A 24,657-nucleotide genomic window follows, 5' to 3' on the forward strand; every position below is an offset into this window, starting at 1 on the left:
GCGTAGTGTTGAAGATCTTAGAGCACTTTAATAACTTTGACCAGTCGTTCTAGCACTCAATCTCCCCCCTTCCGTACCCGTTAGCTACTCCTCATGATTCTCTTCCTTCAGCATCTATCACCAAGAACTCCCTTTCATCGAGGTCACCTTTTAAATTCCCTCATTGCTGCTACTTCGGTTATAGATTTTAGAAAAGGAGCTAAAAATTAAATTTAATAGGATAAGGAAGCGAATAGAAGGCAAATTAAAGATATGCCAAATGAAAGGAGAATTTTTGATGACACAAAATGCGAATCAAATTCTAAGTCAAATAAGTCAAATTGCAAAACAGTTAGAACAACAAGAAGCAACGAATGCCCAAACTCTTCAGCAAGGTCAAGTAGGCTCAGAGGGGCAGCAACAAATGGCAAACCTAGAAGAAAATGCTGCACAACAGCTTGAGCAAATGCAACAGCTTATCCAACAGTACCAACAATTAAGCCAGTCCCAACAGAGCTTCCAGGCTTCAACTGGAGTTAGCAGTTCAGCAACAGGTGCTCAATCTGCCCTACAACCTGGTTTTTCCGGAACAGATGCAGAAGAGGTTAGACAACAAAACCAACAATCTGCTCAAAACCAAAATGGTGGAAATACATTTAGCTAAATATATGATTTAACAGGAAGAGCCATAATCCCTTGAGGAATTATGGCTCTTCTTAACTTTCTCCCATTATCACCTGTGAAGCCTTCAGCCCTGAAACAACTGCGCCTTCCATAGTAGAAAAATATGGCTGTCTCGTATAATCTCCGGCCAACACTAGTCCTTGGATATCGGTTCTCTGATTCGGTCTCATCCAATCATTATTCGGTTCTAAGCTATAAAAATCCTCCGGGTGACTAACAATTCGATAGTTCAACAAGTTAGATTCCAAATCCAATCCTAATTCATATGCCTCAGCTATCACTTCTTTTATGATTTCTTCCTCTTTCATAGGAATGAATTTCTCTGGAGGAGTTAAAATGATAGAAAGACGACCTGGAACATGCGTAAATGTTGAACGGGATTGTTCTACAAAGCTCCCTAAAATCGTTAAGGGGCCAAAAGTTGTACGATCATATGGCAATACAGGTTTACTAAATTCCCTTTGCACCGTTACTGCAGGCATCGTAGGAAGCCGAAACAGTGTTTGAAAAGCTGGATGTTCAGCAAAATCTTCCCTTAATATCTTTTTAGCACCAGCTAAATCTGCTGCTAGTATAACATGACTTGCTCTTATTTCTTCCCCATTTGCTAAAATAACACCCTGTGACCTGACTGCTCTCTACTATCAAGCGCTTGACCTTCGTACCAGTTCGAACTTTCCCTTTATTTTGTTCAATCCTTGTTGCGATTGGATTTGCTAATAGCTCCGTCATACCACCTAAATATGCTCCAATTCTCATCTTATAAAATCTAGGCAATGCCGGGTAAAATAACCCAAAGAACACTTTTGCCGAGTATCGCTCAGGTGGTAAAAAGAAAACACCTGCACTTAATGGGATAATCAAATAATGAAGTGCATTCTCACTGACATGATGCTTTTCAGCAAACTCCTTTACACTATATTGATCAAGCCTATCTGGATTTCGCTTATACTCCAAGAACCCTTTTAGGAAAAACGGGACTAATGATAATTTATCCCTCATGGAAACAATATGATTATTCCCGATTAATCCTCGAACCATTTCAAACGGCCCGAAAATAGGGGAAATACCGAATACAGCAGTATCCTTTTTCCCTTTCACACGAACATCCACCTGCTCTTCCCATTGAACAATTTGGTTAATAGAAATACCAGCCTTTTTTAAAATCCGGGGAAGTTCTTTATAAAAGCCGATGTGGCGGTGAAATCCGGACTCAACCAGCATACCATCCTCATCCCAGGATGATGTGCGTCCACCAATGACCTTCTCTTTTTCAAGTACGATAACCGATTTCTCCTTCTCACTTAATTCCAATGCTGCTGTTAGCCCAGATAATCCTGAACCAATAATAATGGCATCAGATCGCTGCATCATCATTTCCACCTTACCAAGAGTAATTTCTTTTATCTTTCCAATTAAGGCTCGTTTTATTTATAGGAGGTTTTTTTTATGACTAGTTGTCATATGCTTGTTACCTTTACTTAATATGTTGTTACGTTTGCGGGTCATGAAAAACGTGTATATAAATACTAAACCCGTTACCATAAATAACTTTAGATAGGGAGTGGAACGTATGGAAGGTTTTAACCATATCTTGTTAGCTTTTGACGGTTCTAAATATAGTGTCCGAGCATTACAGACCGCAGAACAACTGACCAAATGGAGTGGTGCAAGATTAACAGTCGTATTTGTCCAAGAACCATCACTTGACCATACTGTAACACCTGGAGTCATAACGGGGAGAGATGCAGGATTATACCATACACATGTTGGCGCAATTCCTACACCAAACGAGGGAACGCCAAGTGAATTGAATCACACGTATCTACAAGATAATACTGCCGACAAAGTGCTCAATAACGCCTCTGTAAGACTATCAAAGCTCACAAACGTAGATTACGAGATTTTATCAGGAAAACCAGCAGCAGAAATAATTGCCTTTGCTGAGGAGAAGGATGTTGATCTCATTATTATGGGGAATCGTGGCCTTAGTGGAATTAAAAAGTTAGTCACAGGAAGTGTAAGTAAAAAAGTAGTAGAGGAAGCAAGTTGTTCCGTAATGGTTATTAAATAAAGAATTGATAATGACGGGACTGTACTACCCAGTGGAGGTGGGACTGTACTACCCAGTGGAGGTGGTACAGTCCCTGCCCACTTCTTATTTTCTATTCAAAATATAAATTGCCCCACCATAGCCAAGCACACACCAGATAAGTAAATTAATGTAATTGCCCAAGGAAGCATCAAATGTTGATGAAGCTAGTGATGCGCGCATCACTTCTGCCATGGAATATATCGGAAGTACTTCGTGAAGTGTTTGTAGCCATTCTGGTAGTCGATCCATTGGAAAGTTGACTGGTGAGAACATAAGAGCTCCAAAGACAATTACTTGGGATAAGGCTAAAGATGTCGTTGGAGATAATAGATAAGATAATCCATATCCTACTCCAATGGAAGTGAGTGCAATCATGAGAAGCGCTGGAACTATTGTCCATGAAATATCATATCCTGGTTGATACAGCAAATGAGCAATAAAAGAGGCAACAACAATACCAGGAATCGTAATCAATAACCATATCGTCGTATCCGCACTAAGTATAACGGAACGGTTCACTGGCCATGTTCGCATAAATTCCATGAAGCCATCTGTTTTGGATGTACCTACTTGTTGTGGAAGTATGACTAACCCCGTAAATATTAAGATAATGGTCGGAGCACCTGTTGCCAAATAGAGGATGGAATGGGTGTCTGGACTAGGCATTAGGTAAGTAAACCCTATCACAATTCCAATGGATATCAGGATTTGCATTAAAGCCATAAAGATTAAAAAGCCAGCGTTTCTTAAGAATTGCATTTGAAAAACATACTTGTAATGGCTATATATTTTCATGAGGAAACCACCACCTTATTAGAGGTTAGTTCAATATAAGCATCTTCAATGGTTGTCGGTGTTAAGGAATAATCCATTACATTCCCTAACTCCACCTGCTCACCAGCCCACGCAACTGCATTTGTAACATTTTCCGTATTCATCTTGATAATTAGTCGAGATCCGCTTTGATGATAGGAAATAGCCCATTCAGGAATATATCGTTCCTCCATTTTTTCTAGTAGATTCAATTCGATTCGCATTTGATTACTTACGGAACGTTTTACTTCGGAAGGGGTTCCTTGTGTAAGAATTTTCCCTTGATTAATGATCGCAACACGGTCCACTGCTTTTTCTGCTTCCAACACATTATGGGTAACTAATATAACTGAGGTACCATTATCGGTTAAATTTCGAATGACATCCCATAAATAACGCCTACGAACTGGGTCGACATCATTGGTTGGTTCATCTAAGATGACTAGCTTACCAGGGGCAATGACCGCCATACAAAAGGCAGTAAGTCTACGGGCACCACCAGAAAGCCTTTCCCCCTCTTTATCAGCCCATTTCTCCATATCCAATGCCTCAAAGAGCATATCAAGTCGCTTCGGGTTATAGTTTTTTCCAGCTCGCATTTTCCCAATAATGGAAACTGCCTGCCTAGGGGTAAGAAATCCTAAAGGTACTTGGGACTGTGGCTGAACCGAACAAACAGACCGTGCATACACACGATTGTCCGTCACTGATTTTCCAAATAGGCGAATCTCTCCTTGCTCCGGCGTTACTAAACCTACTATTTGGTTCACTAAAGTGGTTTTTCCCGCACCATTCTGCCCTAATAAGCCGACTATTTCTCCTTCCTTCATCGTAAGCGAAATATTATCATTCGCTATTAATTTTGACTTCCCCTTCCCTTTAAACACCTTTGTCACACCGTTTATCTCCAGTACCATTATCCCATCTCCCCATGTGCTTTAGATACTTTTTGCAGAAATTCTACAACACCTTTATCCATTGGATAGAACACAACGCCTTCTTCTAGACCTTTTAATGATTCCCACAAGTTACCGAGCAGTTGTTCATCATGATCAAACATTTTCTCAGCTTGCTTCAGCCAACGCTCTGCAAGCTGTAAAGCCAGGTCAGAATGCGGGTCGATGTCCTGATGTTTTTTGATATCATAGACAGCCTTCATCCATTCACGAATATCTTCCTCACTCATCGTTTCATTGCATTCAATTATCTTTCTCATTTCTTCCTCATTCATAAAATGATTATATTGCTGTATTAATTCTTCAGGTTCCTGGTGATAGAACTTCATGATTAGCGAAATGATTGGCCAACTAATCTTCTCTTCAAACTCAATCGAGTATAGTACGCCTTGAAGTGCTTGTTCTAGCATTTTCAGACGTTCCTGTTCCCGCTTCACCATGTCTAATTGTTCTTGGATTGACTCCTGCCAATTTAATTTGGAGCTTTGCAAGATAGCATTAATCTTATCCAACGAAAATCCCATATACTTCAATGCCAGAACACGCTCTAGCCGCATGACATCATCCTCACTATATAGCCGATGCCCACCACTCGTTCTCGATGAAGGCTTAACGAGACCAATCTCATCGTAATAATCTAATGTTCTTCTAGTTACCCCGGTATTTTTCGATAAAGTACCAATCGTGTACATGACACCACCCTTTCCCAATTTTCTTAAGTATAAAACAACACGTTACGTGATGTTCAATAGATATATACAAAATAATTTGATATTTTATTATGATGGTTTATTAATATTGGATTATAGGGGTGTAGATGGCTTGATTTATTACTTTTTTCTCCATCTCTTCCTCGGTTAGGATAGAGGTGCTCTCTCTGTTACCTTTTTGGCTGTTTCTTTCGTATTTAGGCCACCGATGTACGCTCTCTATTACCTTTTTCTCTACTTCTTCCGTATTTAGGTCACCGATGTACGCTCTCTATTACCTTTTTCTCTGCTTCTTCCGCATTTAGGTCACTGAGGTGCTCTCTCTGTTACCTTTTTCACTGTTTCTTTCGCATTTAGGTCACTGAGGTGCTCTCTCTGTTACCTTTTTCACTGTTTCTTCCGCATTTAGGTCACTGATGTACGCTCTCTATTACCTTTTTTGCCTGCTTCTTCCGCATTTAGGTCACTGATATGCGCTCTCTGTTACCTTTTTCTCTGCTATTTCCTCGTTTAGGTAACAGACGCACCCTCTCCGATACCTTCCCCATCGTATCTCCCTCATCCTGGTCACAGCCCCCACTATCTAAAGCACAAAAAAGCAATCAAAATCGTCACTTGATCTTGATTGCCTCTGCTATGATTAATCAAACATTCTACTGATCCCAAAGTAATCTGTCAGTGGTTGCTTTCTTCCTTTATAATGCCAGTCATGATATGCCTGAAATACTTTCATGGTATCTCCATTGGCCCATTCTTCCACTAGATACTTTACGGCTAGGAAGCTTCGCCAATAGTCATACATAATACTGGTTAAACTGCCCTTGTAACTGGCTTGACCAAAATAATCTAATGAATGCTTGCCGTACTTTTCTTTAAATATGGCAACTAGTTCTGTTTCTACCTTGGTAAATTCATTAAATTCATGTTCATCTAACATCGCTTTCCGCGGTAAAAACTCACACATGCCTTCCTCAAACCAAATACTATCTTCTCGTTCTTCATCAAACTCATCTGGGAACAGATCTAGATGATGTGTTAGTTCATGCCCTAATATCGAGAAAATATGATTTTCGGAAATCGTTTCATAGAAAGATTCTATTTCAGGGTCCTCAAGTCCCTCCAGTTGTCTTAAGAAAAGACTTCTCCAAGCTTCAATGTCTGGTGTGAAGTAAATTAGGTCTTTATTGGTATAGGCAGGGATTGGTACCGTGGAGAAAGTCTCGGTTGCTAGTTCTGCTGTAGTCCAGACGATTCCTTTGGGTAATTCGGTTAAAGCATAATGCTCTTCCAATTCCCGTTGATAAAGGGATAAGCGACTCATGAAAAATTCCATAACGGGTTGGTGTTTCATGTAGTCTTCTACTTTTTCAAAAGCATAGATTTGTTTCATATTTTATCCTCCGTCCTAGGACCTATAAAAAGTATCTCGCCCTATTAAAAAAGCTCTGTAGACGTTACATTCTACAGAGCCTAACTTTAGGGGCCGTACTTTCGTCCCTATGCTTCTTGATAACTATTAATTAGCCCAAGTGTTTTTGCCGTCCGTTCTAATACTTCTTTAGCTAATGCCGGATTATCAGATAAAGAACGTCCATATGATGGGATCATTTCTTTAATTTTGGGTTCCCACTCTTGCATGCGTTCTGGGAAGCATTTTGCTATGACTTCAAGCATTACATGCACCGCGGTAGATGCTCCTGGTGAAGCACCTAGCAATGCAGCGATTGACCCATCTGCTGCACTAACTACTTCTGTACCAAATTGAAGGGTTCCTTTACCGCCTGCTTCTGTCTCCTTAATTACTTGCACACGTTGACCTGCCACGACCATATCCCAGTCTTCACTTTTAGCTTCTGGGATAAACTCACGTAATTCTTCCATTCGTTTTTCTTTCGTTAATAAGACCTGCTGGATTAAGTATTTCGTTAGGGAGAAATTCTTAACGCCCGCTCCGATCATATTGAACACATTATGTGGTTTTACTGAGCGAATTAAATCAAAGTATGAACCCGTCTTTAGGAACTTCGGAGAAAATCCTGCAAACGGTCCAAATAATAATGATTTCTTTTTATCAATATATCTCGTGTCTAAGTGTGGTACAGACATCGGTGGCGCACCAACCTTAGCCTTTCCATATACTTTCGCCTGGTGTTTTTCCACCACTTCTGGATTATTACATACCATAAATAATCCACTTACAGGGAATCCACCAATACCTTTTCCTTCTGGGATTCCAGATTTTTGCAGTAAGTGTAAGCTACCTCCACCTGCACCAAGAAAGACAAATTTAGCAGTGTGATATTCTACGGTTCCGCTTTCAAGATTTTTTACCTTCAATTCCCAGGAACCGTCACTGGTGCGTTTCATATTTTTTACACTATGATTATAGTTAATCGTTACATCTTTTTCTCGTAAATGATCAAATAATGTACGTGTTAATGCCCCAAAGTTAACATCCGTACCAGAATCAATCTTCGTAGCTGCTATCGGTTCATCAGAATGACGACCCTCCATAATAACTGGAATCCATTCCTTTAGCTTATCCGGATTATCGGAGAATTCCATTCCACTAAATAGCGGACTTTTTGACAGCGCTTCAAACCTTTTTTTCAAAAATTCTACGTCTTTTTCCCCTTGTACTAAGCTCATATGCGGCAGTGGCATAACAAAGTCTTCTGGATGTTTAATTAACCCCTTATCCACCAGGTAAGACCAGAATTGTCTAGAAAGCTGAAACTGTTCATTGATATTGATTGCTTTCTTAATATCAATAGATCCATCTGATCTCTCAGGAGTATAGTTTAACTCACATAATGCCGAGTGCCCTGTTCCAGCATTATTCCATTCGTTCGAGCTTTCTACCCCTGGCTCTCTTAGTTGCTCCAATACGGTAATCTTCCAATCTGGTACCAATTCTTTAAGCAATGACCCCAATGTTGCACTCATGATGCCGGCACCAATTAAGATAACATCTGTTTTCATTCCATTGTTGCTCATTTTCCCCATCCCTATCTTCTAGAAGTGCTTAAATCAATTGTAGGCGCATCCAATTTTAGAAATATTCACGCCTTACAAAAATTATTTTCTAAAATCATTATAACATATTACTAGTTTAGCAGATTTTTTTCGAATTATATATTAATTGGTATTTATTAATCGATATTTTCTAGTATTACTTTTTATTGCCTCACCCTGTAAAACGATGTCAATTCCAGTCAACTACCACTTTGTAAATAAAATTACTTTTCGGAGTAATTTGTTATTGCCTTTAAACGTAATCTACATTACTATATGAAGTAAGGAGGTGAAAATCAGATGGAAACGATACGTTTAAATGTTTCATTATTGCGTAGAAGAGTACCGAATCTAACCAGTGCGGCCAAATCAATTGGCTTACGACCGGCTACTGTTTCGAATCTATGTACAGGAAAAATTCCAATTGAACGCGCTGAAGTAAAGACCTTAGTTGCACTTGCAACACTCGCTAAATGTAGTTTAGATGAGCTAATTATAAGAGGGGAGTCAGTGGAAATGATCGAAACCAAAATTAAAACATTGGATTTGTTTGCACCTATATCTAAAGGTGGGACTGTTGGCTTAGTAGCCCGTCCAGGAATGGGGCAGCTTGTTTTGTTAAGAGAGTTGTTTTATAGGCTTCATGATGATGGATATTCCATAATTCTATTAAAACCAGAAGGAAACCATCCGGAGTTGAAGGATTTAACAGACTTTGATGTAGTTAATGTGGTAGACTCGATTGAAAAAGCTTATGAACAAATGATTACCATTGGAGTAGAGCAAGAAATTATATTCACAGCAGATCGTTCTCATGTTTTAACTGGTGAGATATTTGAGCTACAAGACCAGCTTCAAGCATATGATTTAAAATCTATTACTACTTTCCTACTTGATTTAAAAGGAACTGTCGTAGATGAGGATCTACCATATGGACCTTTAGAAACATTACTATACTTTGATGCCGACCTCGCAGCAAGACATAGCTTCCCTGCTATCAATCCAATCTTTTCTACTTCTTCTGTTCTAGAGGGAGCTCACCTAGACCAACATCATCTATTTACACAACAAAGAGCTAGAAAATTATTACGCCGTTATCGAGAGCTACGTTCTATCGTCACGGTGCGTGGACTAGATAAAATTCCAGAAGCAGATAAGGAGATTTATCATAGAGGAGAACGTCTAGAAGCCTATCTAACACAGCCATTTTATGTAGCGAAAGAATACTCTGGAATAGAAGGTGAATCTGTAGATCTCACTACGACACTAAATGATGTACGAAAGATATTAGATGGTGGAGCAGATTCTCTTAATACTAAAGCGTTAACTTATATCGGGAAACTATAACATTCCCCTACCAAAGGCTGGGACTCAGCGAACACTTTGTCTCAGCCACACTTCTCTTTTTTATTCTATGACGATAATAACTCCAATACATTCCCATCTGGATCAATCACATGAAAAACAGACTGCCCAGGCATTCTTCTCACTCGAAAATTACTTGCTTCTAATTGTCGATAATAATGGAATATCTTAATTGGATCTGACTGTTTGATAGCTTGTAATAGTCCAGAAATCATTTCATTGTATTCTGGTTTCCGCTCCGTCCCTATCTCTTTCGTTGACTGTAGCTTTTTTCTAGAACGATGAAGTGCTGTTTTTACTACTTCATTACTCACTCGCAGCATGGAAGCGATCTCCTTAGAGCTATAGCCGAATACATCCTTTAAGGTAATCAGCATCGTATACTTTAGAGGCAACCTCGTTAATACGATTTCCATTAAACCATCCAATTCTAATAAGTTGTCTTCCTTACCGTATATATCCTCGTAAGCAACACTCTCCCCCTTTTGTTTCCTTCTATCATCAATTAGTAGGTTTCTAGCTACTGTACAAAAAAAGGAATGGGTAAATTCCCGTTGGGGTTCTTTTTGTTTTAACACAAAGACTTTGAGCATCGTTTCCTGGACAAGGTCTTCCGCTAACCAAGGGTCTCCAGTTAGCTTTAAGCAATATTTATATAGCTTATGAATCTGCATTTCTAAATTCGGAACGATCATGATTTACACCTTATTTGAAAAATATTTTTAAAACAGGTAACTTTTCTACTATTATATACGTTATAAGGAGGAATTTCGTATGAAGGAGGGACATTATGTTCAAAATAGGGAGTATTTTTATTCCGGTAACAGACATCGAAAAATCAACTGCGTGGTATGAGAAATTTCTCGGAGTGAAAAAGATTGATAGTTGGGAAGATGGGGCCGGTTTTTATTTACCAATTGGTTCAACACAACTTGCCTTAGTAAAAGTAGATTCCCAACAGCCGACAGAGTTTACGACAACAGGTAATCAAAAAAACAGTTATTATAACTTTGTTGTGGAGGATATTGAATCTACCCACCAACATTTTCATGATCATGGTGTTGTGACGACTGAAGTAGACGACTTTGGCGGGATGAAGTTCTTTGACTTTTTCGATCCGGATGGAAATCCATTTAGTGTGGTGAATGAAGTTGAAGGTTCCCCTTATCATTCAGATCATGTTCGAAGGTTGCAGGAGAACGATTTAAAGGGTAAATAATGAAGGAAAAAGGCGCGCCCGCTTAAATGGGATGCGCCTCCTTTGTTTACTTCGCTATACTTTCTTAACATACTCCGACTTTAACTGCATGGCGCCAAAACCAGCGATTTTACAATCAATATTGTGGTCACCGTCTACTAAGCGAATGCCCTTCACCTTTGTTCCTTGCTTTAACACAGAAGAGCTGCCTTTTACTTTCAAGTCCTTTATAACGGTTACCGTATCGCCATCGTGTAATATATTGCCATTGGCATCTTTTATAACTAGCTCTTCCCCACTGTCTTGCTCTTGATTAAGCACCCATTCATAGCCGCACTCCGGGCAAATGAGCATGGTTCCGTCCTCATATGTATATTCTGAGTTACACGTTGGGCAATTAGGTAAATTCATAGTTAACAGGCTCCTCACAATTTAAATTTTCTATTTCGCATTAAGGTTTCTTAAGATCATGTAGGACTCCCCCATGGACACCCTATTCAAATCTCTTCTTAAAGCAAAGGATAATCTTTTCAATCATTGCATATTCAGTACTACAGTATGAAAACGATTCTCTCGCACTATTATATCATGTATCCGCATCATCTAGTTTTTTTCATTCCTCCATCCTCTAGGTATGTATTCCACTCCATTTGGGAAGAAAAGGTACTATAAAAGATTAATTATAGAAAGTGGTATGCAGATGATAGAGTTTTTAAAAGAAGTTGGCTTGATATTTGGTAGAATTATTACCATTTTACCCTTGCTTCTCATCGTTACCTTACTTATGGGGAAACGAGCCATTGGTGAGTTACCTGTTTTTGACTTCCTAATCATTGTTACCTTAGGTGCGGTAGTTGGAGCCGATATTGCTGATCCTAGTATTCACCATCTCCCAACCGCCATGGCGATTATTGGAATCGGGATTCTCCAAAAAGTTGTCGCCAAATGGAAAATATCTAATCGGAAAATAGGGAGATTATTTACCTTTGAACCTACCATCGTGATACATAATGGCAAGTTCATCCATAAAAATCTCAAAAAGCTTCGTTACTCGATAGATAATATCTTGCAAATGCTAAGAGAGAAAGATGTATTTGATATCAGTGATGTGGAAACAGCGATTATCGAAGCGAATGGGTCGCTTAGTGTATTGAAGAAGCCGTTAAAAAATACTGTTACATTAGAAGATATGAATATGATGAACCCTACCTCCAACATAACGTTTCCTGTCATTATAGAAGGAACGATATACACGGATGTTTTAGCTGATTTAAACGTTGATGAGGATTGGATACGAACACAGCTATCACAGCAAGGAATTGATGAGGTGGATAAGGTATTCTTTGCTTCCATTAATAAATATTTAGAATTACAGATCTCGTTATATGATGATCATTCTATTACGATTCCGCCGATTAAGCATTAATTTCTAAGCGCTTCAGAATTTCTGAGGCGCTTTTTATTATGCTATAAAATCTATCATTCTAGTAAACAACAATAAATTTACATTATTCTTACCCCCGCTTTACATTGGCTTAGTAGAACATCTATATAATGAAATTTGTCGACTTAGGTATTATTTTAGGAGGTTACAACTTGAAACTAGCGTTAAACAATATCTCAATGAAGTTTGATGATATTACCGCTGTAGACAATCTAACGGTCACGATTAATGAAGGAGAGCTAGTATGCCTTCTTGGCCCAAGCGGATGTGGGAAAAGTACAACATTATTTATGCTAGCAGGATTATATAAGCCATCTTCTGGGAAACTCTATTTCGGTGAAAAGTTAGTCAATGATATAGAGCCCGAAGACCGCGGGATTGGCATGGTATTTCAAAATTATGCCCTCTACCCGCATCTATCTGTACTGAAAAACATCATGTTTCCATTAAAGATGGCAAAAGTACCTAAAAAAGAAGCGGAAGAAAGAGCAATTGAAATGGCCAAGCTTGTCCAAATCGAACATTTGCTAGACCGTAAGCCAAAGCAACTTTCTGGTGGCCAACAGCAACGCGTAGCCATTGCTCGTGCCCTTGTTAAAAAGCCGAATCTATTATTACTAGATGAACCATTATCAAACCTAGATGCTAGACTTCGATTAGAAATGCGCGAAGAAATTCGCCGAATTCAGCAAGAGGTCGGGATTACAACCATTTTCGTAACCCATGACCAAGAAGAGGCGATGAGTATTTCAGATAGGATCTTACTTATGAAGGATGGGAAATATCAACAATATAGCCCGCCTCAGGATATGTATGATTTTCCTGAAAATGCATTCGTAGGTAAGTTCATGGGGAGTCCGCCTCTCAATATGATTCCCGTAATGTTAAATGAAGGAAGTATTACCATTAAGGATACCGAACAGTCCTTCCCTAACCCACTTACCATAAATCAAGCATTATCCTCATCTAATGAGGCATTATTAGGTGTACGTGCGGAAGATTGGACCATTGCAAAAGACACATCAGAAATACGCTTAACGGCCCTTGTTGAATTAGTTGAAAGAATCGGTCGAGATACATTACTATCTGCCACGATTGGCCGACATTCTATTCGTGCCCTAGTAGACCCCGAATTTACGATTCAGCCAGGGGACGCAGTAGATTTAACGATTCGGAATGATCGTTTCCACCTATTTGATGCAAAGACAGAAGCGAATTTAGGGTTAAAAAATGAATAAGGAGGGCTTTTGTTGAATCTAAAACCAACATTATCCAGTACATTAAAAGCTCTTCTATATTTATTACCAGCACTCGTTATATTAGGTGTTTTCAATATCTATCCGATTATTAAGTCTTTTATCATGAGCTTTTATACCGATTATGATTATTTCAATGATGTTGTTTATGAGTACGGATGGGATAATTTTTCTTACATTTTTCAGGACCATGAATTTTGGACATCGGTTAAGAACACGTTCATTTTTGTTCTCGGGGTAGTACCCGCATCCATTGTTATCTCATTAGTCATCGCGATCATGTTAAACTCGAACATTCGATTACGAGGAATATTCCGTTCTATCTACTTTATTCCATTTGTTACTTCCGTTGTTGCGATCTCGATCGTTTGGCGTTGGATTTATCATACGGAATATGGGTTGATGAACTATTTCCTTGGCATCTTTGGAGTCGATCCAATCAAGTGGTTAACAGATCCAGAGTGGGCCATGCCTGCACTTATTATTATGAGTATTTGGAAAGGGTTAGGCTATAACATTATTATTTTCCTAGCCGGATTACAAAACATTGATAAGCAATATTACTTAGCAGCTCAAATCGATGGTGCCAAGCCACTTAAACGGTTCTTTCACATTACCGTGCCTTTATTATCTCCGACTACATTTTTTGTTTCGATTGTAGCAATTATTAATAACTTTAAAGTGTTCGATGAGATTTTTGCATTATTTGGTGGTAAACCCGGCCCTGCTTATAGTGCCCAAACTATTGTCTATTACATATATGAGAAGTTTTACAATGAATGGCAATTTGGGATTGCATCAGCCGCAGCTTATATACTATTTATCATCATCTTCATCTTTACCCTTGTCCAACTATACATAGGTAAGCGCAGGGTGAATTACTAATGGAGAGGGGAATTAAGATTGTACAAAAAAGCTGCTCTATCTAAAGGTTTTATCTATTTGATCTTAATACTTGGTAGTTTCTTAATGTTATTACCTTTTATCTGGATGCTAAGTACTTCATTGAAGACATCTGGGGAAGTGACAGCAATGCCACCCGTTTGGATTCCGGATGACCCTAAGTGGGAAAACTATCAAGACGCTTGGGCCATAGCACCATTTCTCCGTTATACGATGAATAGTCTCATCGTTACCGTTCTGTCTACATTGGGAGAAGTGCTTACCACCATTCTCGCAGCCTATGCGTTCTCCCGTATTAACTTCTGGGGACGTGATGTTGTATTTGCTGTTCTCTTAGGTACGATAATGGTTCCGGGAGAGGTGCTACTCATTCCAAACTATGTAACACTAGCCAATCTAGGATGGATTAATCAATATGAAGCATTAATTGTCCCATGGCTAGCTAGTATTTTCTCTATCTTTTTATTACGTCAGTTTTTCCTTGGGATTCCGAAAGAGCTATCCTACGCAGCCAAAATCGATGGCTGTCGCGACTTTCGTTTCCTTTGGACCATCATGGTTCCATTGGCAAAGCCGGCCATCATTACAATTGTTCTATTAAAAGCAATTGGCAGCTGGAATGCTTTCTTATGGCCATTAATTGTAACCCAATCCAAAGAAATGCGAACATTACCTGTTGGGCTAACTTCCTTTAGTACGGAAGCTGGTACTGTATACGAATTATTAATGGCTGCTTCCACAATGATTATTCTACCTATGATTATCCTTTATCTTGTTTTACAAAAATACATCATTGAAGGTGTTGCAAAAGCAGGAATTAAGGGCTAATCGATTTATGGTTTTACAAGGGCCAACCCTTATGAAATATAAAACTAATCCTAGGAGGAAACTATGTTGAAAAAGCTTCTATTAACTTTACTTATTTCTCTTTTAACCATCGCTTTAGTAGCTTGCGGCAATAACGGTGACAAAGAGGAAGGTAACAAAGACGAAGGTAACAAGGAAAACACAGAAACTAATGCTACACCATCCGAATCCAATACGGATTCAAGTGTTGTGACATCATTAGATCAGCCGATTGAAATTGAATTCTGGCACGCTATGAGTGGTGGACATGAACAAGCATTAGAAAAAATCACCGACGATTTCAATGCATCACAAGAAAATATCACAGTGAAATTAGTTAATCAAGGTAGTTATGATGATCTTTCCACTAAAAACATGGCTGCGGCAAGAGCAAATACGCTTCCAGTACTAACACAATCGTATGAAGACTGGATTACAGAATATCTGGAAAATGATTTAGTAGCTGATATGACGCCATATGTTACCGATTCAGAAATTGGCTTCTCTGAAGAAGAATTAAACGATATCGTAGAAGTTTTCCGTGAAATGAACACTTGGGATGGAAAATACTACGGACTACCTTTCAATAAAAGTACACGTATTATGTTCTATAATGTAGATTACTTAGAAGAAGCAGGTGTTGACGTTCCAACGACTTGGGATGAGCTTCGTAAAGTTGCAGAAGCGACAACAGGGGAAAAAGACGGAAGAAATGTTATCGGTCTAGGTCTAGAAAACTCTGTAACATTAGAATTTAACCAATGGGTACACCAAGCTGGTGGTGTTTACTTTGATGAAGCAAATGGAACCTTTGAAATGAACTCTGCTGAAGGTAAAGAAGCATTAGAATTTGTTTATGGCATGATTGAAGATGGCATCGCGCGTACTGCTGGTGAGGATGGTTACATGTCAGAGCCATTTGCTCGCGGAGATGTAGCACTTTACATTGGTTCATCTGCTGGTATTCCTTATGTAGCAGCTCCAGCTGAAGAAAACGGATTGAACTGGGGAGCTGCCGTTCTACCTGCTGGTAAGCAAGCAGCAACACCATTTGCAGGTACAAACGTATCCGTATTCTCTTCTGCAACAGAAGAAGAGAAATATGCCGCTTGGGAATATATGAAGTTCTTAATTAACACTGAAAACACGACTTACTGGGCAATGGAATCTGGTTATCTACCAGTTCGTTACTCTGCACTTGAAAGTGACGAATGGAAAGCTTATGTCTCTGAAAATCCAGAGTATGGCGTAGGGGAACAGCAATTTGATGCTGGCTTCTATGATCCTCGTATCAAAGGTGCCTATGCATTAAAAAATGCTGTAGCAAAAGAGCTAGACCGCGTTCTACTTGGTGAAATTACAGTTGACGAAGGACTAGCTAACGCAGAAGAAGCTGCTAAAAGAGAGCTTGGCCAATAATTTAAGTTAACGACTTTTATAGTAAAGGAACCTGGATATTCAGGTTCCTTCACTTATTATTAAAAGGAGATACATATATGAATAAAACAACATTAACATTCTATGGTGGGTTACGTTCGATTGGCGGGACAATTGTCTCCCTACAATATGGAAGTGACCGCGTTATTTTTGACTTTGGACTTGTTTACAGCCCTCAAACCAACATTTTAGATGGTCAAATACAAGTAAGAGAAAGCGCCATGACCCGTGATTACTTAACATTAGGGCTTATTCCAAAGATAGATGGCATCTATCATGAAACCTCATTACCTATAGGCTCTTCATTAATACCAGCCAATCAATATCAAGGGAAAACGGCTGTCCTTATCTCCCATTTACACTTAGATCATATCGGTGGCATGGGCTTCATCGACCCATCTATTCCAGTGTTTATGAGTAAGGATTCACATGACCTATACCAAACATTAGAAATGATTGGTGAAGGAGTTAATGGGGATAGAACCTATGAATCTTGTGAATACGACAAACCTTTCTTCGTTGGGAAAATAAAAATAACACCACTTCAGGTGGATCATGACATTCCTGGTGCTTGTGGATTTCATATCGAAACACCAGATGGCTCGGTTGTCTATACCGGGGATCTTCGCTTACATGGTACTCACCCAAAACGAGTGGAATCATTTATTACGAAGGCAAAAACACTTGGTTTTGATGTAGTCATTATAGAAGGTACTACCCTACGTAGTGAGGATGAGCTTCCTGGAGAATTGCTGGTTGCCAATAAGGATATCCCGGCGGAGCTAATAACCGAACCCAAGGTACCAAAGGTAATGGCTGAGCTACTTCACGACAAGCAAGGAATCGGTATCTTTAACATTTACCACAGAAATATAGATCGAATTGCCGGAGTGTTACAAGCAGGACAGTTACTAAATCGGAAAGTGGCCTTCGAAATTGGCACGGCCCAGCTCGCAGCTAATTTGTTAAATACAACGTCATTTTACATTTATGAATCGGAATCGCTAAGACTTTTAAGGGAAAATAGCCAATTACAAGACTGGCAAATAAATTTGCTCGATACGTATCCTTCCCTTTCTGCTCAAGTGATTAATAAGAGTCCTCATGAATACCTATTACAAAATTCATACGATCACGCTTTAGAGCTATTTGATCTCAACACGGAAAAGGGACTATATTTCCATTCTGACGGTGTGCCATTGGGGGATTATGATCCAGCTTTTCATAACCTCAAGCGCATACTAGATTATCTTGGTCTGGCTAAAGTTGCTGTTGGAACAGGAGGACATGCACTACCACAACATTTACAATATATCGTGGAGGAATTAGATCCAAATGTGTTAATACCGCTTCATAGCTTTCATCCAGAACGATTAACACCTAAAAGAGGGATTCAATTGCTACCACAGTATGGGAAAACTTATATGTTGGAGAACGGAGCATTAGTGGAGCAAGACATATAGATTGGTAGTAGAAGGGACTCCGAGGCTTGAGTCCCTTCTGCTAGAATCACACTATTTCTGTAGTTTATCCGATATATGCTTTACCGCCTTCATAAATGCTTCTACAAAAGCTTCTCTTTGAACAGAGTGTAACACATGAACATTCGGTTCCTTCTCCATCCGATTTCGATAATCTACAACTGTCGCTCCCGATGTTATCCCTTCTAAGGACACTTCCACATAATAATCCTTCCCTTGAAATAACTCTGGTTTCAATAAATACATAACCGCACATACGTCGTGGAAGTGTAATACTTGGTCATAGTTCTCCTCGTCGAAGGGCGTTTTCTTGATGGCATCTAAGTAAAAGGTTACGAGTTGGTATGCTTTCTCTGCAAATGCAGTTCCAATCTCTAGAATTTGCTTTGCCTCTGCTGGTGTGACATATGCCTTATGGGTTACATCTAATCCACTCATCACAATCGGAATTCCCGAACGGAATACAATCTCAACCGCGTGTGGATCGACATAAGCATTGAATTCAGCAAACGGAGACATATTGCCCCCAACAGCTGCCCCACCCATCCAGGAGATTTGTTGAATATTTGATTTCACCTCTGGATGTGCTAATAGAAGTGCCGCGACATTCGTTAATGGACCGGTTGCTACAATCGTTATTTTCTCTTTACTATTCATAATCGTATCCAGCATTGCGCTAATAGCAGGACGCTCGCTTATTGGTAATGTCGGCTCAGGGAACGAAACATTGCCAAAGCCACTCTCCCCATGGATATCCTCTGCTACTTCTAACGCTCGGAATATCGGCTGCTCTAAACCACGTGCAACTTCTACATCTGCTCCAATATAACTTAAAAATGCCCGTGCATTATAATTTGTTTTCGCTTGGGGAATGTTACCAGCGCAAGTGGTCACTAACCGAATATCTAATACATCATCATTAGCAAATGCTAAAGTGAGCATCATGGCATCGTCAATTCCCGGATCTGTATCAATAATAATTGGTAATCTTGTCATGAGAATCTACCCCTTATCGTAATGTATTTGTATCCTATCCATGCTTTGCCTACTATACTCCTTATTTATTCTCTATAACCTTGGCAAGCGAGTGTAATGCATCATACTGATAAATTTCATAGTTACGGCCTACTTTTAACAGGTATCGTTTTTCACAAAATTGGTTTAGTACATACAATAAATGGCGGTATGACACGCCTAAATAATCACAAACTGTTACATGCTTTTCTTTATACACCCCTCGGTCTGCCGTTTGCAAAATAAAATCTGCAAGTCTGTTTTCTAGTGGAAAGGCGAGGCTCTGTGAATATTTAGCCGCCATATTGGTCGCCTTCAAACTTAAGAATTTCGTCAATTCTCTAAGGAACTTCGTATCTTCCAGTAATTTCTTTCGATAGTGGGTTATAGGAAGCGCAAAGCAGATCGTCTTCGTTGTCGCTTGAATACCCTTTGTATAATACACGTCATGTAACAATTCCATTTCACCAATATATTCACTTTCATTGATAAAATTAATTAAGGAAACCTTTCCGTTCTGATGGGTAATGTAAATCTTTGCCTTTCCCTCTATCACATAAAATAAATAATTGGGTCGCATACCTTCTTGAATAATCCAATCATCCCGCCTGTATTCATGGACTTCCATGTACTCCTCTATTGGAAACGAAAATAAATGACCGATTGCGTTCTCTTCTATAAATTTCCGCTTTTTCTCGCCTTTGTAAATTTCCATTTCTCACCTCATAATAAGAGATATCTCATATTCTTACTGGATACTTCCATGATATCATGCAATCAACAAGGGGGACAGAGAATGAATACACAACGTTGGATGAGTATGCAGTTTTTTAGTTTTTTTCTAACATGGGGAATTTTTCTACCTTATTGGTCAGGGTGGATGATTTATACAAAGGGTATTAGTGTCTCAGAGGCTAGCTTGATTATGAGTTTAGGTCTAGTGGCTAGAGGCTTGTCTACCTTATTTGCATTTCCGTATTTCTCCGGGAAAATTAGCAGTAAAATGTTATTGCATGTAACAGGAATTAGTACGATTATTGCGATTCTCTGTTATATTCCTGCAAGCGACTTTACTAGTCTACTAATCGTCACAATAGGCATACATATCTTTTATCCAACACTGATGCCTGCATTAGATAGCGCTGCTGGTGTCCTGATGCAAAATAAAGAATTACAGCATTATGGTAGAGCCCGGCAATGGGGTTCGATTGGATTTGTGTCTGTCGGCATGGTATTGACTATTTTTACCGATAGATTTGGTGATGACATCATTTTATGGGCATTATTACTTGGTATGATTGGATTTGTTGGACTAGGCTTTATGCAAACACCAACCGTTTTAGCAGAAAAACCACAAGCGAGTAGTTCGCGCAGTGGCATGCTCCAGTTGTTCCGTATAAAGCACTTTAGCATCGTCTTGATTATTGTTATCCTACTACAAGCAGCACATGCTACTTATTACAATTATGGCTACATCTTTTTACAGGATATCGGTGCACCTGTTTATCTGATTGGCGTTATCATTAACATTGCTGTTTTAGCAGAAATTCTATTCTTTGCGATAGCGGACAAAGGCTTTCAGAAATATTCTGTCGGATCACTGCTGACTTTAGCTGCATTCGGTTCGACCATACGTTGGATATTAGTGTTCGCTTTCCCGAATGTAATCGTGTTTAGTATTGCGCAGTTGCTACATGCCCTTTCTTTTGCGATGGGACATTATGCTTTTATGAAATATTTAATCAAGCATATTCCGAACGCACAAATACCTAATGCACAAGGGATGTATTCGGCATTAGCTCTAAGCTGGAGTACAGCCGTATTTACTATTTTCGGGGGATATTTATACGAAGTAGAACCGAGATTCGCCTTTATCGGTATGATCGTTTGTACAATTCCAGCTATGGTTCTAGCTTTCGTTTACCGGGGGTTAGAGCGTAAAAAGGAACATGTTTCGATTAATTGATAGAATTTAGTACGGGTATAGAGATTGGGAGTAACGTTCTTCATCTTCCTTGGATTGTCCCAATCTCTAGTTATCCATCCTTACATATTTTCTCCATACTATGTAGCCTTAATTCGGCACTTCATTCACCTAAACACTTCCAATTCGGGTCCCTCATATCCGTTTTTTTAGGCGGCCTCACAAACTCCAAGCATCTTTGATTTACTGCTCCAAATGCTATGAAATTTTGTTGTGCTTCTCTGAAGGATACATCATTCGCACCTGTATCATCTACAAATTCATATTGATAATCATCATCTTCCCAAAAACAGATTTCACATATATCAAACGTACCTGGTGGTTCTTCAACTAATGTCTTATATCCGCAACAAGGACAAGTATATTTCATGTATTCACCTCTTATAGTAAAATTTGCTGATGTTTTTTAGGTTGGGTGTACCTGATCCTGGGATGGGCGCTTCTTTCTTTTGTTTGGGCTCATCCGATCCCGGGGTGGGCACATGTTCCTTTTCTTTGGGCTCATCTTATCACAGAGTGGGCGCATCCTTCTTTGTTTTAGGTACACCTTCACCTAGTATCGGTGCATCGCTAGGAAGAAGACAAGACCTCTTTCTTTATCCGATCAGCATCTATTCCAGCTGCAGTCAACTTCTCCATAGCTTCTTCTTCAATAATGTCCTTGAACAGTTGAAGATTCTGGTCAAACGCTACATACCGGTCCATCATAAAGCTCATTCTATGTTCGATATCAATCCATGTTGCTATATCAGCTTCGTTATGTTGTATTTGTGCCTCTAGTTTATCTAAGGCATTAGCAACCTTTGCTTCATATGTTTCTTTATTCTCAAATTCAAACCAGAGATGATAGAGTTCCTCTCCCAACGAATTCCCTAGTGTATCTCTAATTTTTTCGATGGATTTAATTTCATTTAAGGCTTTTTGCTCTTTTACCTTAACATTATCCATCGTATCAAATGCTGGGATATCACCTGCATCTGCCTCTACTAAATCATGGATTATTATCATCTTTAGTAGTCTTGAAGCATCTACTTTCTGTTTTAAATAAGGTTCTAATAACATAGCCATTAAAGAGACTCTCCACGTATGCTCTGCTACACTTTCTTGTCTGCCATTAGATAGCCAGCTATGTCGCATTTCATACTTTAGCTTTTCACCTAGCTTGATTATTTCCATGACTTTCATCAGCTCTGTTTTCATGCTTCTTCCCCCAATAACTTTAGTGTACATCCAAAATAACGTTTAAACTAACTCATCCCTTTTTGGTGGGGAGTTAATTAGAAATTATTTTGACATACATCCCTCTGTTTGCTTTCTCGTATGCTGCACGTCCCATGTTTCTTACGCTTTCGGATAACTCTGATGACGGTATTAATTCTCCATTCATATATATGGACGGATCAATCATGCGGACTTTATTTTTCCGATGTATGTCATAGTGCTGCCGATCTTCTTTGACTTTCACATTAAAATGAAGTCTTCGCATGAATTGTAGTACATCTTGATCCTCTGATAATTTTATCTTTTTGATTACATCCTCATCCGTACCAAGGAAATCATCAAGGTTAATAATGTTTTTTTCTAATGATCGCTTCAGTGCCTTAGCTAATATATCATAACCATAGATATTTAACGGATCCATAAAGAAGTCGATCACTTCTTTGTAATATGTTTCGACAAACCATTCGGCAATTTCTATGTTTTGTAGATACATTTTCCCTTCCACAACGACTACATTATCTAAAAAACGATTAACCTCTTCCAACGTGATATTTCCATATGCATACATATCACGAAGCGTATAATCCACCCTATCGGCACAAAGCTCTGGTGCTGGCTGTTCCAACAATGTCCACTTTGTTTCATCGAGCAATAGGTCTTCATAATGATAGCCATGTTTCATTAAAATGTTGGGAATTTCAGAGTTTTCCACAACGGAGCTATATATTTTTTCATGATAATCTTCTTCCTTATTTTCAAAAACAAAATCAATGACATGCGAAAAGGCGGTGTGGGAGACGTCATGTAATAATCCTGCGATTTGCTCCTCTATCGATCCACCAAGTTTTCTAATTAACAACATAACACCTACGGAATGACTAAAACGCGTTTCATCCCATTCTTCCTTCACCAAGTAGCTTGCCCCACCTTGATGAATTCCTTTTAACCGTTGTACTGGCTTACTTAAAATCAATTCTTCTAATACACCATCTACTTCAAATTCCCCATAAATTTCATCATAGATAATCATTTCCTATCTCCCTTAAACTGTTAGTTAGAATTCTAGAATAACCTTATAGTTTAATAGTACAAAAATAGTATGTTTCTCCAAAATGAAAAGGCGATTCTCTTACATCGCCTTGGTTACGTTTTATTATTAAATTGGGAAAAATTCTTTAATATATATCGTAATAAAAGGAGAGGAATTCAAGAGGTCATCTTCGCTTCCCGTATAAAATTTGCACATGCCCATTCTCCTTCGCGCTTATATAACTCACTTACACGCTTCCTGTCAGACGGTGGTTCCTCTATCCAATTTAGCAGGGTATGAATGACAGATTCTTTATTTGGAAAGTGTTGGATAACGACTTCTGCTTGCTCATGGAGTCTTGTCGTCCAAATCTGAGAACGTGCCATCACCATGGAATAGTATGTTCGAATAAGCTTACGAGCGAAGCCTTGTGTAAATGTCTTAACTTCCTCATTGGAGGCTGTTTCTAGTCTACTTAATGCCCGGTTAAGCGCCTCGCAAATATCTCCATTGAATTGAATCGCTATCTCCGAGGTTAGTTTATATGGACCAAATTGTTCCCCTACATCCTTTCCATACACACAAACACAAATCTCCCTAAGAAATGCATTTTCGTAATAATTAGCTGGGTCTACAGTATAATCATAATCAGTAACTGCAATACCGACATCCCGAACGAGAGCACGATACGTTTGAGACATTTCTCCACTAAGTTTCTTTAAATCGTTTAATTCATCAGGATTCAATTTACGATTAAAAAGTGCAAGGAGGTCTAAATCTGATTTAACCCGAGTCGCTTCACCTCTAGCCACACTACCATAGACATAAACACTATGTAAGCATTGACCAAACCTTTTCCTAAGACGCTCAACAGATTCCTGAATACAAGCCATATAGTCATTATCTATTTTATCGATATGAACATCGCTTATAATAAATCCACTAGCATCTAGACCATAGCCAGTTCTTAAGCTCACCATTTACTCCTCCCTTTTTCTAACTCTATGTGCGATGGAGTCTTCCTATTCTGATTGTTTTTATTATACTTTAGCTCTGGTTCCTTTTCCTGCTTTCTTCTCTCATTTTGGTTTAACTCTGTTTCCTTTCCCTACTTTCCTCGCTCACCTAGGATAGAGGCTTACTTTCCCGCTTTCCTTTATTAAGAAAAAAGCGACCCACTTTGGTCACTATATCGAAGCCTATATTCTCGTTTTAATTTTATGTAA

The 24,657-nt window shown here is 39.0% G+C and carries 26 protein-coding genes; 11 read left to right on the forward strand and 15 right to left on the reverse strand.

What is annotated here, in order from left to right; genetic code table 11:
- Positions 1-277: 277 nt before the first annotated feature.
- Positions 278-643: a hypothetical protein gene (locus ACSKT4_RS12600; protein WP_186868038.1), complete on the forward strand. Its 366-nt coding sequence runs from the start codon at positions 278-280 to the stop codon at positions 641-643.
- A 52-nt stretch (positions 644-695) separates the two neighbouring features.
- Here ACSKT4_RS12600 and ACSKT4_RS12605 read toward each other — a convergent pair whose 3' ends face one another.
- Together ACSKT4_RS12605 and ACSKT4_RS12610 are read right to left on the reverse strand one after the other, a co-directional pair.
- Positions 696-1,277, reverse strand: a complete 582-nt coding sequence (locus tag ACSKT4_RS12605) for an FAD-dependent oxidoreductase (protein ID WP_465823535.1) — start codon at positions 1,275-1,277, stop codon at positions 696-698.
- Entirely contained in the window at positions 1,210-2,037 is an 828-nt protein-coding gene (locus ACSKT4_RS12610) for an FAD-dependent oxidoreductase (protein ID WP_465823514.1), read from the reverse strand. The genes ACSKT4_RS12605 and ACSKT4_RS12610 overlap by 68 nt, the downstream gene beginning before the upstream one ends.
- 199 nt (positions 2,038-2,236) lie before the next feature.
- On the opposite strand from ACSKT4_RS12610, the gene ACSKT4_RS12615 reads away from it, so the two are divergent.
- Entirely contained in the window at positions 2,237-2,737 is a 501-nt protein-coding gene (locus ACSKT4_RS12615) for a universal stress protein (protein ID WP_465823515.1), read from the forward strand.
- 84 nt (positions 2,738-2,821) lie between these two features.
- On the opposite strand, the gene ACSKT4_RS12620 is transcribed toward ACSKT4_RS12615, so the two are convergent.
- The 5 genes from ACSKT4_RS12620 to ACSKT4_RS12640 form a co-directional block, all read right to left on the reverse strand.
- The gene (locus tag ACSKT4_RS12620; RefSeq protein ID WP_211740946.1) at positions 2,822-3,553 is read right to left on the reverse strand and encodes an ABC transporter permease; all 732 of its coding nucleotides are present in this window, start codon (positions 3,551-3,553) and stop codon (positions 2,822-2,824) included.
- Entirely contained in the window at positions 3,550-4,488 is a 939-nt protein-coding gene (locus tag ACSKT4_RS12625; RefSeq protein ID WP_465823516.1) for an ABC transporter ATP-binding protein, read from the reverse strand. The genes ACSKT4_RS12620 and ACSKT4_RS12625 overlap by 4 nt, the downstream gene beginning before the upstream one ends.
- Entirely contained in the window at positions 4,488-5,219 is a 732-nt protein-coding gene (locus tag ACSKT4_RS12630) for a MerR family transcriptional regulator (protein WP_186868033.1), read from the reverse strand. The genes ACSKT4_RS12625 and ACSKT4_RS12630 overlap by 1 nt, the downstream gene beginning before the upstream one ends.
- A gap of 658 nt (positions 5,220-5,877) precedes the next feature.
- Complete coding sequence (locus ACSKT4_RS12635; RefSeq protein ID WP_465823517.1) at positions 5,878-6,627, reverse strand: collagenase; 750 nt, start codon at positions 6,625-6,627, stop codon at positions 5,878-5,880.
- A 107-nt stretch (positions 6,628-6,734) separates the two neighbouring features.
- Positions 6,735-8,234: a malate:quinone oxidoreductase gene (locus ACSKT4_RS12640; protein WP_465823518.1), complete on the reverse strand. Its 1,500-nt coding sequence runs from the start codon at positions 8,232-8,234 to the stop codon at positions 6,735-6,737.
- A 318-nt stretch (positions 8,235-8,552) separates the two neighbouring features.
- Here ACSKT4_RS12640 and ACSKT4_RS12645 point away from each other — a divergent pair, with 318 nt between their 5' ends.
- On the forward strand, positions 8,553-9,599 hold the full coding sequence (locus ACSKT4_RS12645; RefSeq protein WP_186868030.1) for an ATP synthase beta subunit C-terminal domain-containing protein: 1,047 nt from the start codon (positions 8,553-8,555) through the stop codon (positions 9,597-9,599).
- A gap of 65 nt (positions 9,600-9,664) precedes the next feature.
- On the opposite strand, the gene ACSKT4_RS12650 is transcribed toward ACSKT4_RS12645, so the two are convergent.
- On the reverse strand, positions 9,665-10,312 hold the full coding sequence (locus tag ACSKT4_RS12650; protein ID WP_186868029.1) for an RNA polymerase sigma factor: 648 nt from the start codon (positions 10,310-10,312) through the stop codon (positions 9,665-9,667).
- Positions 10,313-10,407: 95 nt separating this feature from the next.
- On the opposite strand from ACSKT4_RS12650, the gene ACSKT4_RS12655 reads away from it, so the two are divergent.
- Positions 10,408-10,836 carry a VOC family protein gene (locus ACSKT4_RS12655; RefSeq protein ID WP_211740943.1) on the forward strand — a complete coding sequence of 143 codons (429 nt, stop codon included), beginning with the start codon at positions 10,408-10,410 and terminating at the stop codon, positions 10,834-10,836.
- A 54-nt stretch (positions 10,837-10,890) separates the two neighbouring features.
- Here ACSKT4_RS12655 and ACSKT4_RS12660 read toward each other — a convergent pair whose 3' ends face one another.
- Positions 10,891-11,226 (reverse strand): zinc ribbon domain-containing protein YjdM, encoded by a 336-nt coding sequence (locus tag ACSKT4_RS12660; protein ID WP_211740942.1) that lies wholly within the window; start codon positions 11,224-11,226, stop codon positions 10,891-10,893.
- Positions 11,227-11,515: 289 nt separating this feature from the next.
- On the opposite strand from ACSKT4_RS12660, the gene ACSKT4_RS12665 reads away from it, so the two are divergent.
- From ACSKT4_RS12665 to ACSKT4_RS12690, 6 genes are all read left to right on the forward strand, one after another.
- On the forward strand, positions 11,516-12,241 hold the full coding sequence (locus ACSKT4_RS12665; protein ID WP_186868026.1) for a DUF421 domain-containing protein: 726 nt from the start codon (positions 11,516-11,518) through the stop codon (positions 12,239-12,241).
- 170 nt (positions 12,242-12,411) lie between these two features.
- A complete protein-coding gene (locus ACSKT4_RS12670) occupies positions 12,412-13,497 on the forward strand; it encodes an ABC transporter ATP-binding protein (protein ID WP_465823519.1) in 1,086 nt (361 codons plus the stop codon).
- A 12-nt stretch (positions 13,498-13,509) separates the two neighbouring features.
- Positions 13,510-14,400, forward strand: coding sequence for a carbohydrate ABC transporter permease (locus ACSKT4_RS12675; protein WP_186868024.1), 891 nt, complete (start codon positions 13,510-13,512; stop codon positions 14,398-14,400).
- An 18-nt stretch (positions 14,401-14,418) separates the two neighbouring features.
- On the forward strand, positions 14,419-15,246 hold the full coding sequence (locus ACSKT4_RS12680) for a carbohydrate ABC transporter permease (protein ID WP_465823521.1): 828 nt from the start codon (positions 14,419-14,421) through the stop codon (positions 15,244-15,246).
- A 66-nt stretch (positions 15,247-15,312) separates the two neighbouring features.
- The gene (locus tag ACSKT4_RS12685; protein ID WP_186868022.1) at positions 15,313-16,683 is read left to right on the forward strand and encodes an ABC transporter substrate-binding protein; all 1,371 of its coding nucleotides are present in this window, start codon (positions 15,313-15,315) and stop codon (positions 16,681-16,683) included.
- A 77-nt stretch (positions 16,684-16,760) separates the two neighbouring features.
- The gene (locus ACSKT4_RS12690; RefSeq protein ID WP_465823522.1) at positions 16,761-18,164 is read left to right on the forward strand and encodes an MBL fold metallo-hydrolase; all 1,404 of its coding nucleotides are present in this window, start codon (positions 16,761-16,763) and stop codon (positions 18,162-18,164) included.
- Positions 18,165-18,215: 51 nt separating this feature from the next.
- Here ACSKT4_RS12690 and ACSKT4_RS12695 read toward each other — a convergent pair whose 3' ends face one another.
- Both ACSKT4_RS12695 and yeiL read right to left on the reverse strand, forming a co-directional pair.
- Positions 18,216-19,178: a nucleoside hydrolase gene (locus tag ACSKT4_RS12695; RefSeq protein WP_465823523.1), complete on the reverse strand. Its 963-nt coding sequence runs from the start codon at positions 19,176-19,178 to the stop codon at positions 18,216-18,218.
- A gap of 61 nt (positions 19,179-19,239) precedes the next feature.
- Positions 19,240-19,911 (reverse strand): transcriptional regulator YeiL, encoded by a 672-nt coding sequence (gene yeiL, locus ACSKT4_RS12700; protein ID WP_186868019.1) that lies wholly within the window; start codon positions 19,909-19,911, stop codon positions 19,240-19,242.
- 81 nt (positions 19,912-19,992) lie between these two features.
- On the opposite strand from yeiL, the gene ACSKT4_RS12705 reads away from it, so the two are divergent.
- The gene (locus tag ACSKT4_RS12705; RefSeq protein WP_186868018.1) at positions 19,993-21,162 is read left to right on the forward strand and encodes an MFS transporter; all 1,170 of its coding nucleotides are present in this window, start codon (positions 19,993-19,995) and stop codon (positions 21,160-21,162) included.
- A 121-nt stretch (positions 21,163-21,283) separates the two neighbouring features.
- On the opposite strand, the gene ACSKT4_RS12710 is transcribed toward ACSKT4_RS12705, so the two are convergent.
- The 4 genes from ACSKT4_RS12710 to ACSKT4_RS12725 form a co-directional block, all read right to left on the reverse strand.
- Positions 21,284-21,550, reverse strand: a complete 267-nt coding sequence (locus ACSKT4_RS12710) for a CPCC family cysteine-rich protein (protein WP_186868017.1) — start codon at positions 21,548-21,550, stop codon at positions 21,284-21,286.
- Between the two features lie 200 nt (positions 21,551-21,750).
- A complete protein-coding gene (locus ACSKT4_RS12715; protein WP_425516465.1) occupies positions 21,751-22,380 on the reverse strand; it encodes an HD domain-containing protein in 630 nt (209 codons plus the stop codon).
- 73 nt (positions 22,381-22,453) lie between these two features.
- Entirely contained in the window at positions 22,454-23,431 is a 978-nt protein-coding gene (locus tag ACSKT4_RS12720) for an HD domain-containing protein (RefSeq protein WP_186868016.1), read from the reverse strand.
- A gap of 176 nt (positions 23,432-23,607) precedes the next feature.
- Positions 23,608-24,411, reverse strand: coding sequence for a nucleotidyltransferase family protein (locus tag ACSKT4_RS12725; RefSeq protein WP_186868015.1), 804 nt, complete (start codon positions 24,409-24,411; stop codon positions 23,608-23,610).
- Positions 24,412-24,657: the final 246 nt, after the last annotated feature.

The sequence above is a fragment of the Ornithinibacillus liuyingii genome, from assembly GCF_055550225.1.

Bases quoted from the DNA above. Each gene is read 5' to 3' on its own strand.
- ACSKT4_RS12600 (WP_186868038.1), top strand. From the start codon at position 278: ATGACACAAAATGCGAATCAAATTCTAAGTCAAATAAGTCAAATTGCA.
- ACSKT4_RS12610 (WP_465823514.1), bottom strand. From the start codon at position 2,037: ATGATGCAGCGATCTGATGCCATTATTATTGGTTCAGGATTATCTGGG.
- ACSKT4_RS12615 (WP_465823515.1), top strand. From the start codon at position 2,237: ATGGAAGGTTTTAACCATATCTTGTTAGCTTTTGACGGTTCTAAATAT.
- ACSKT4_RS12620 (WP_211740946.1), bottom strand. From the start codon at position 3,553: ATGAAAATATATAGCCATTACAAGTATGTTTTTCAAATGCAATTCTTA.
- ACSKT4_RS12625 (WP_465823516.1), bottom strand. From the start codon at position 4,488: ATGGTACTGGAGATAAACGGTGTGACAAAGGTGTTTAAAGGGAAGGGG.
- ACSKT4_RS12630 (WP_186868033.1), bottom strand. From the start codon at position 5,219: ATGTACACGATTGGTACTTTATCGAAAAATACCGGGGTAACTAGAAGA.
- ACSKT4_RS12635 (WP_465823517.1), bottom strand. From the start codon at position 6,627: ATGAAACAAATCTATGCTTTTGAAAAAGTAGAAGACTACATGAAACAC.
- ACSKT4_RS12640 (WP_465823518.1), bottom strand. From the start codon at position 8,234: ATGAGCAACAATGGAATGAAAACAGATGTTATCTTAATTGGTGCCGGC.
- ACSKT4_RS12645 (WP_186868030.1), top strand. From the start codon at position 8,553: ATGGAAACGATACGTTTAAATGTTTCATTATTGCGTAGAAGAGTACCG.
- ACSKT4_RS12650 (WP_186868029.1), bottom strand. From the start codon at position 10,312: ATGATCGTTCCGAATTTAGAAATGCAGATTCATAAGCTATATAAATAT.
- ACSKT4_RS12655 (WP_211740943.1), top strand. From the start codon at position 10,408: ATGTTCAAAATAGGGAGTATTTTTATTCCGGTAACAGACATCGAAAAA.
- ACSKT4_RS12660 (WP_211740942.1), bottom strand. From the start codon at position 11,226: ATGAATTTACCTAATTGCCCAACGTGTAACTCAGAATATACATATGAG.
- ACSKT4_RS12665 (WP_186868026.1), top strand. From the start codon at position 11,516: ATGATAGAGTTTTTAAAAGAAGTTGGCTTGATATTTGGTAGAATTATT.
- ACSKT4_RS12690 (WP_465823522.1), top strand. From the start codon at position 16,761: ATGAATAAAACAACATTAACATTCTATGGTGGGTTACGTTCGATTGGC.
- ACSKT4_RS12695 (WP_465823523.1), bottom strand. From the start codon at position 19,178: ATGACAAGATTACCAATTATTATTGATACAGATCCGGGAATTGACGAT.
- yeiL (WP_186868019.1), bottom strand. From the start codon at position 19,911: ATGGAAATTTACAAAGGCGAGAAAAAGCGGAAATTTATAGAAGAGAAC.
- ACSKT4_RS12705 (WP_186868018.1), top strand. From the start codon at position 19,993: ATGAATACACAACGTTGGATGAGTATGCAGTTTTTTAGTTTTTTTCTA.
- ACSKT4_RS12710 (WP_186868017.1), bottom strand. From the start codon at position 21,550: ATGAAATATACTTGTCCTTGTTGCGGATATAAGACATTAGTTGAAGAA.
- ACSKT4_RS12715 (WP_425516465.1), bottom strand. From the start codon at position 22,380: ATGAAAACAGAGCTGATGAAAGTCATGGAAATAATCAAGCTAGGTGAA.
- ACSKT4_RS12720 (WP_186868016.1), bottom strand. From the start codon at position 23,431: ATGATTATCTATGATGAAATTTATGGGGAATTTGAAGTAGATGGTGTA.
- ACSKT4_RS12725 (WP_186868015.1), bottom strand. From the start codon at position 24,411: ATGGTGAGCTTAAGAACTGGCTATGGTCTAGATGCTAGTGGATTTATT.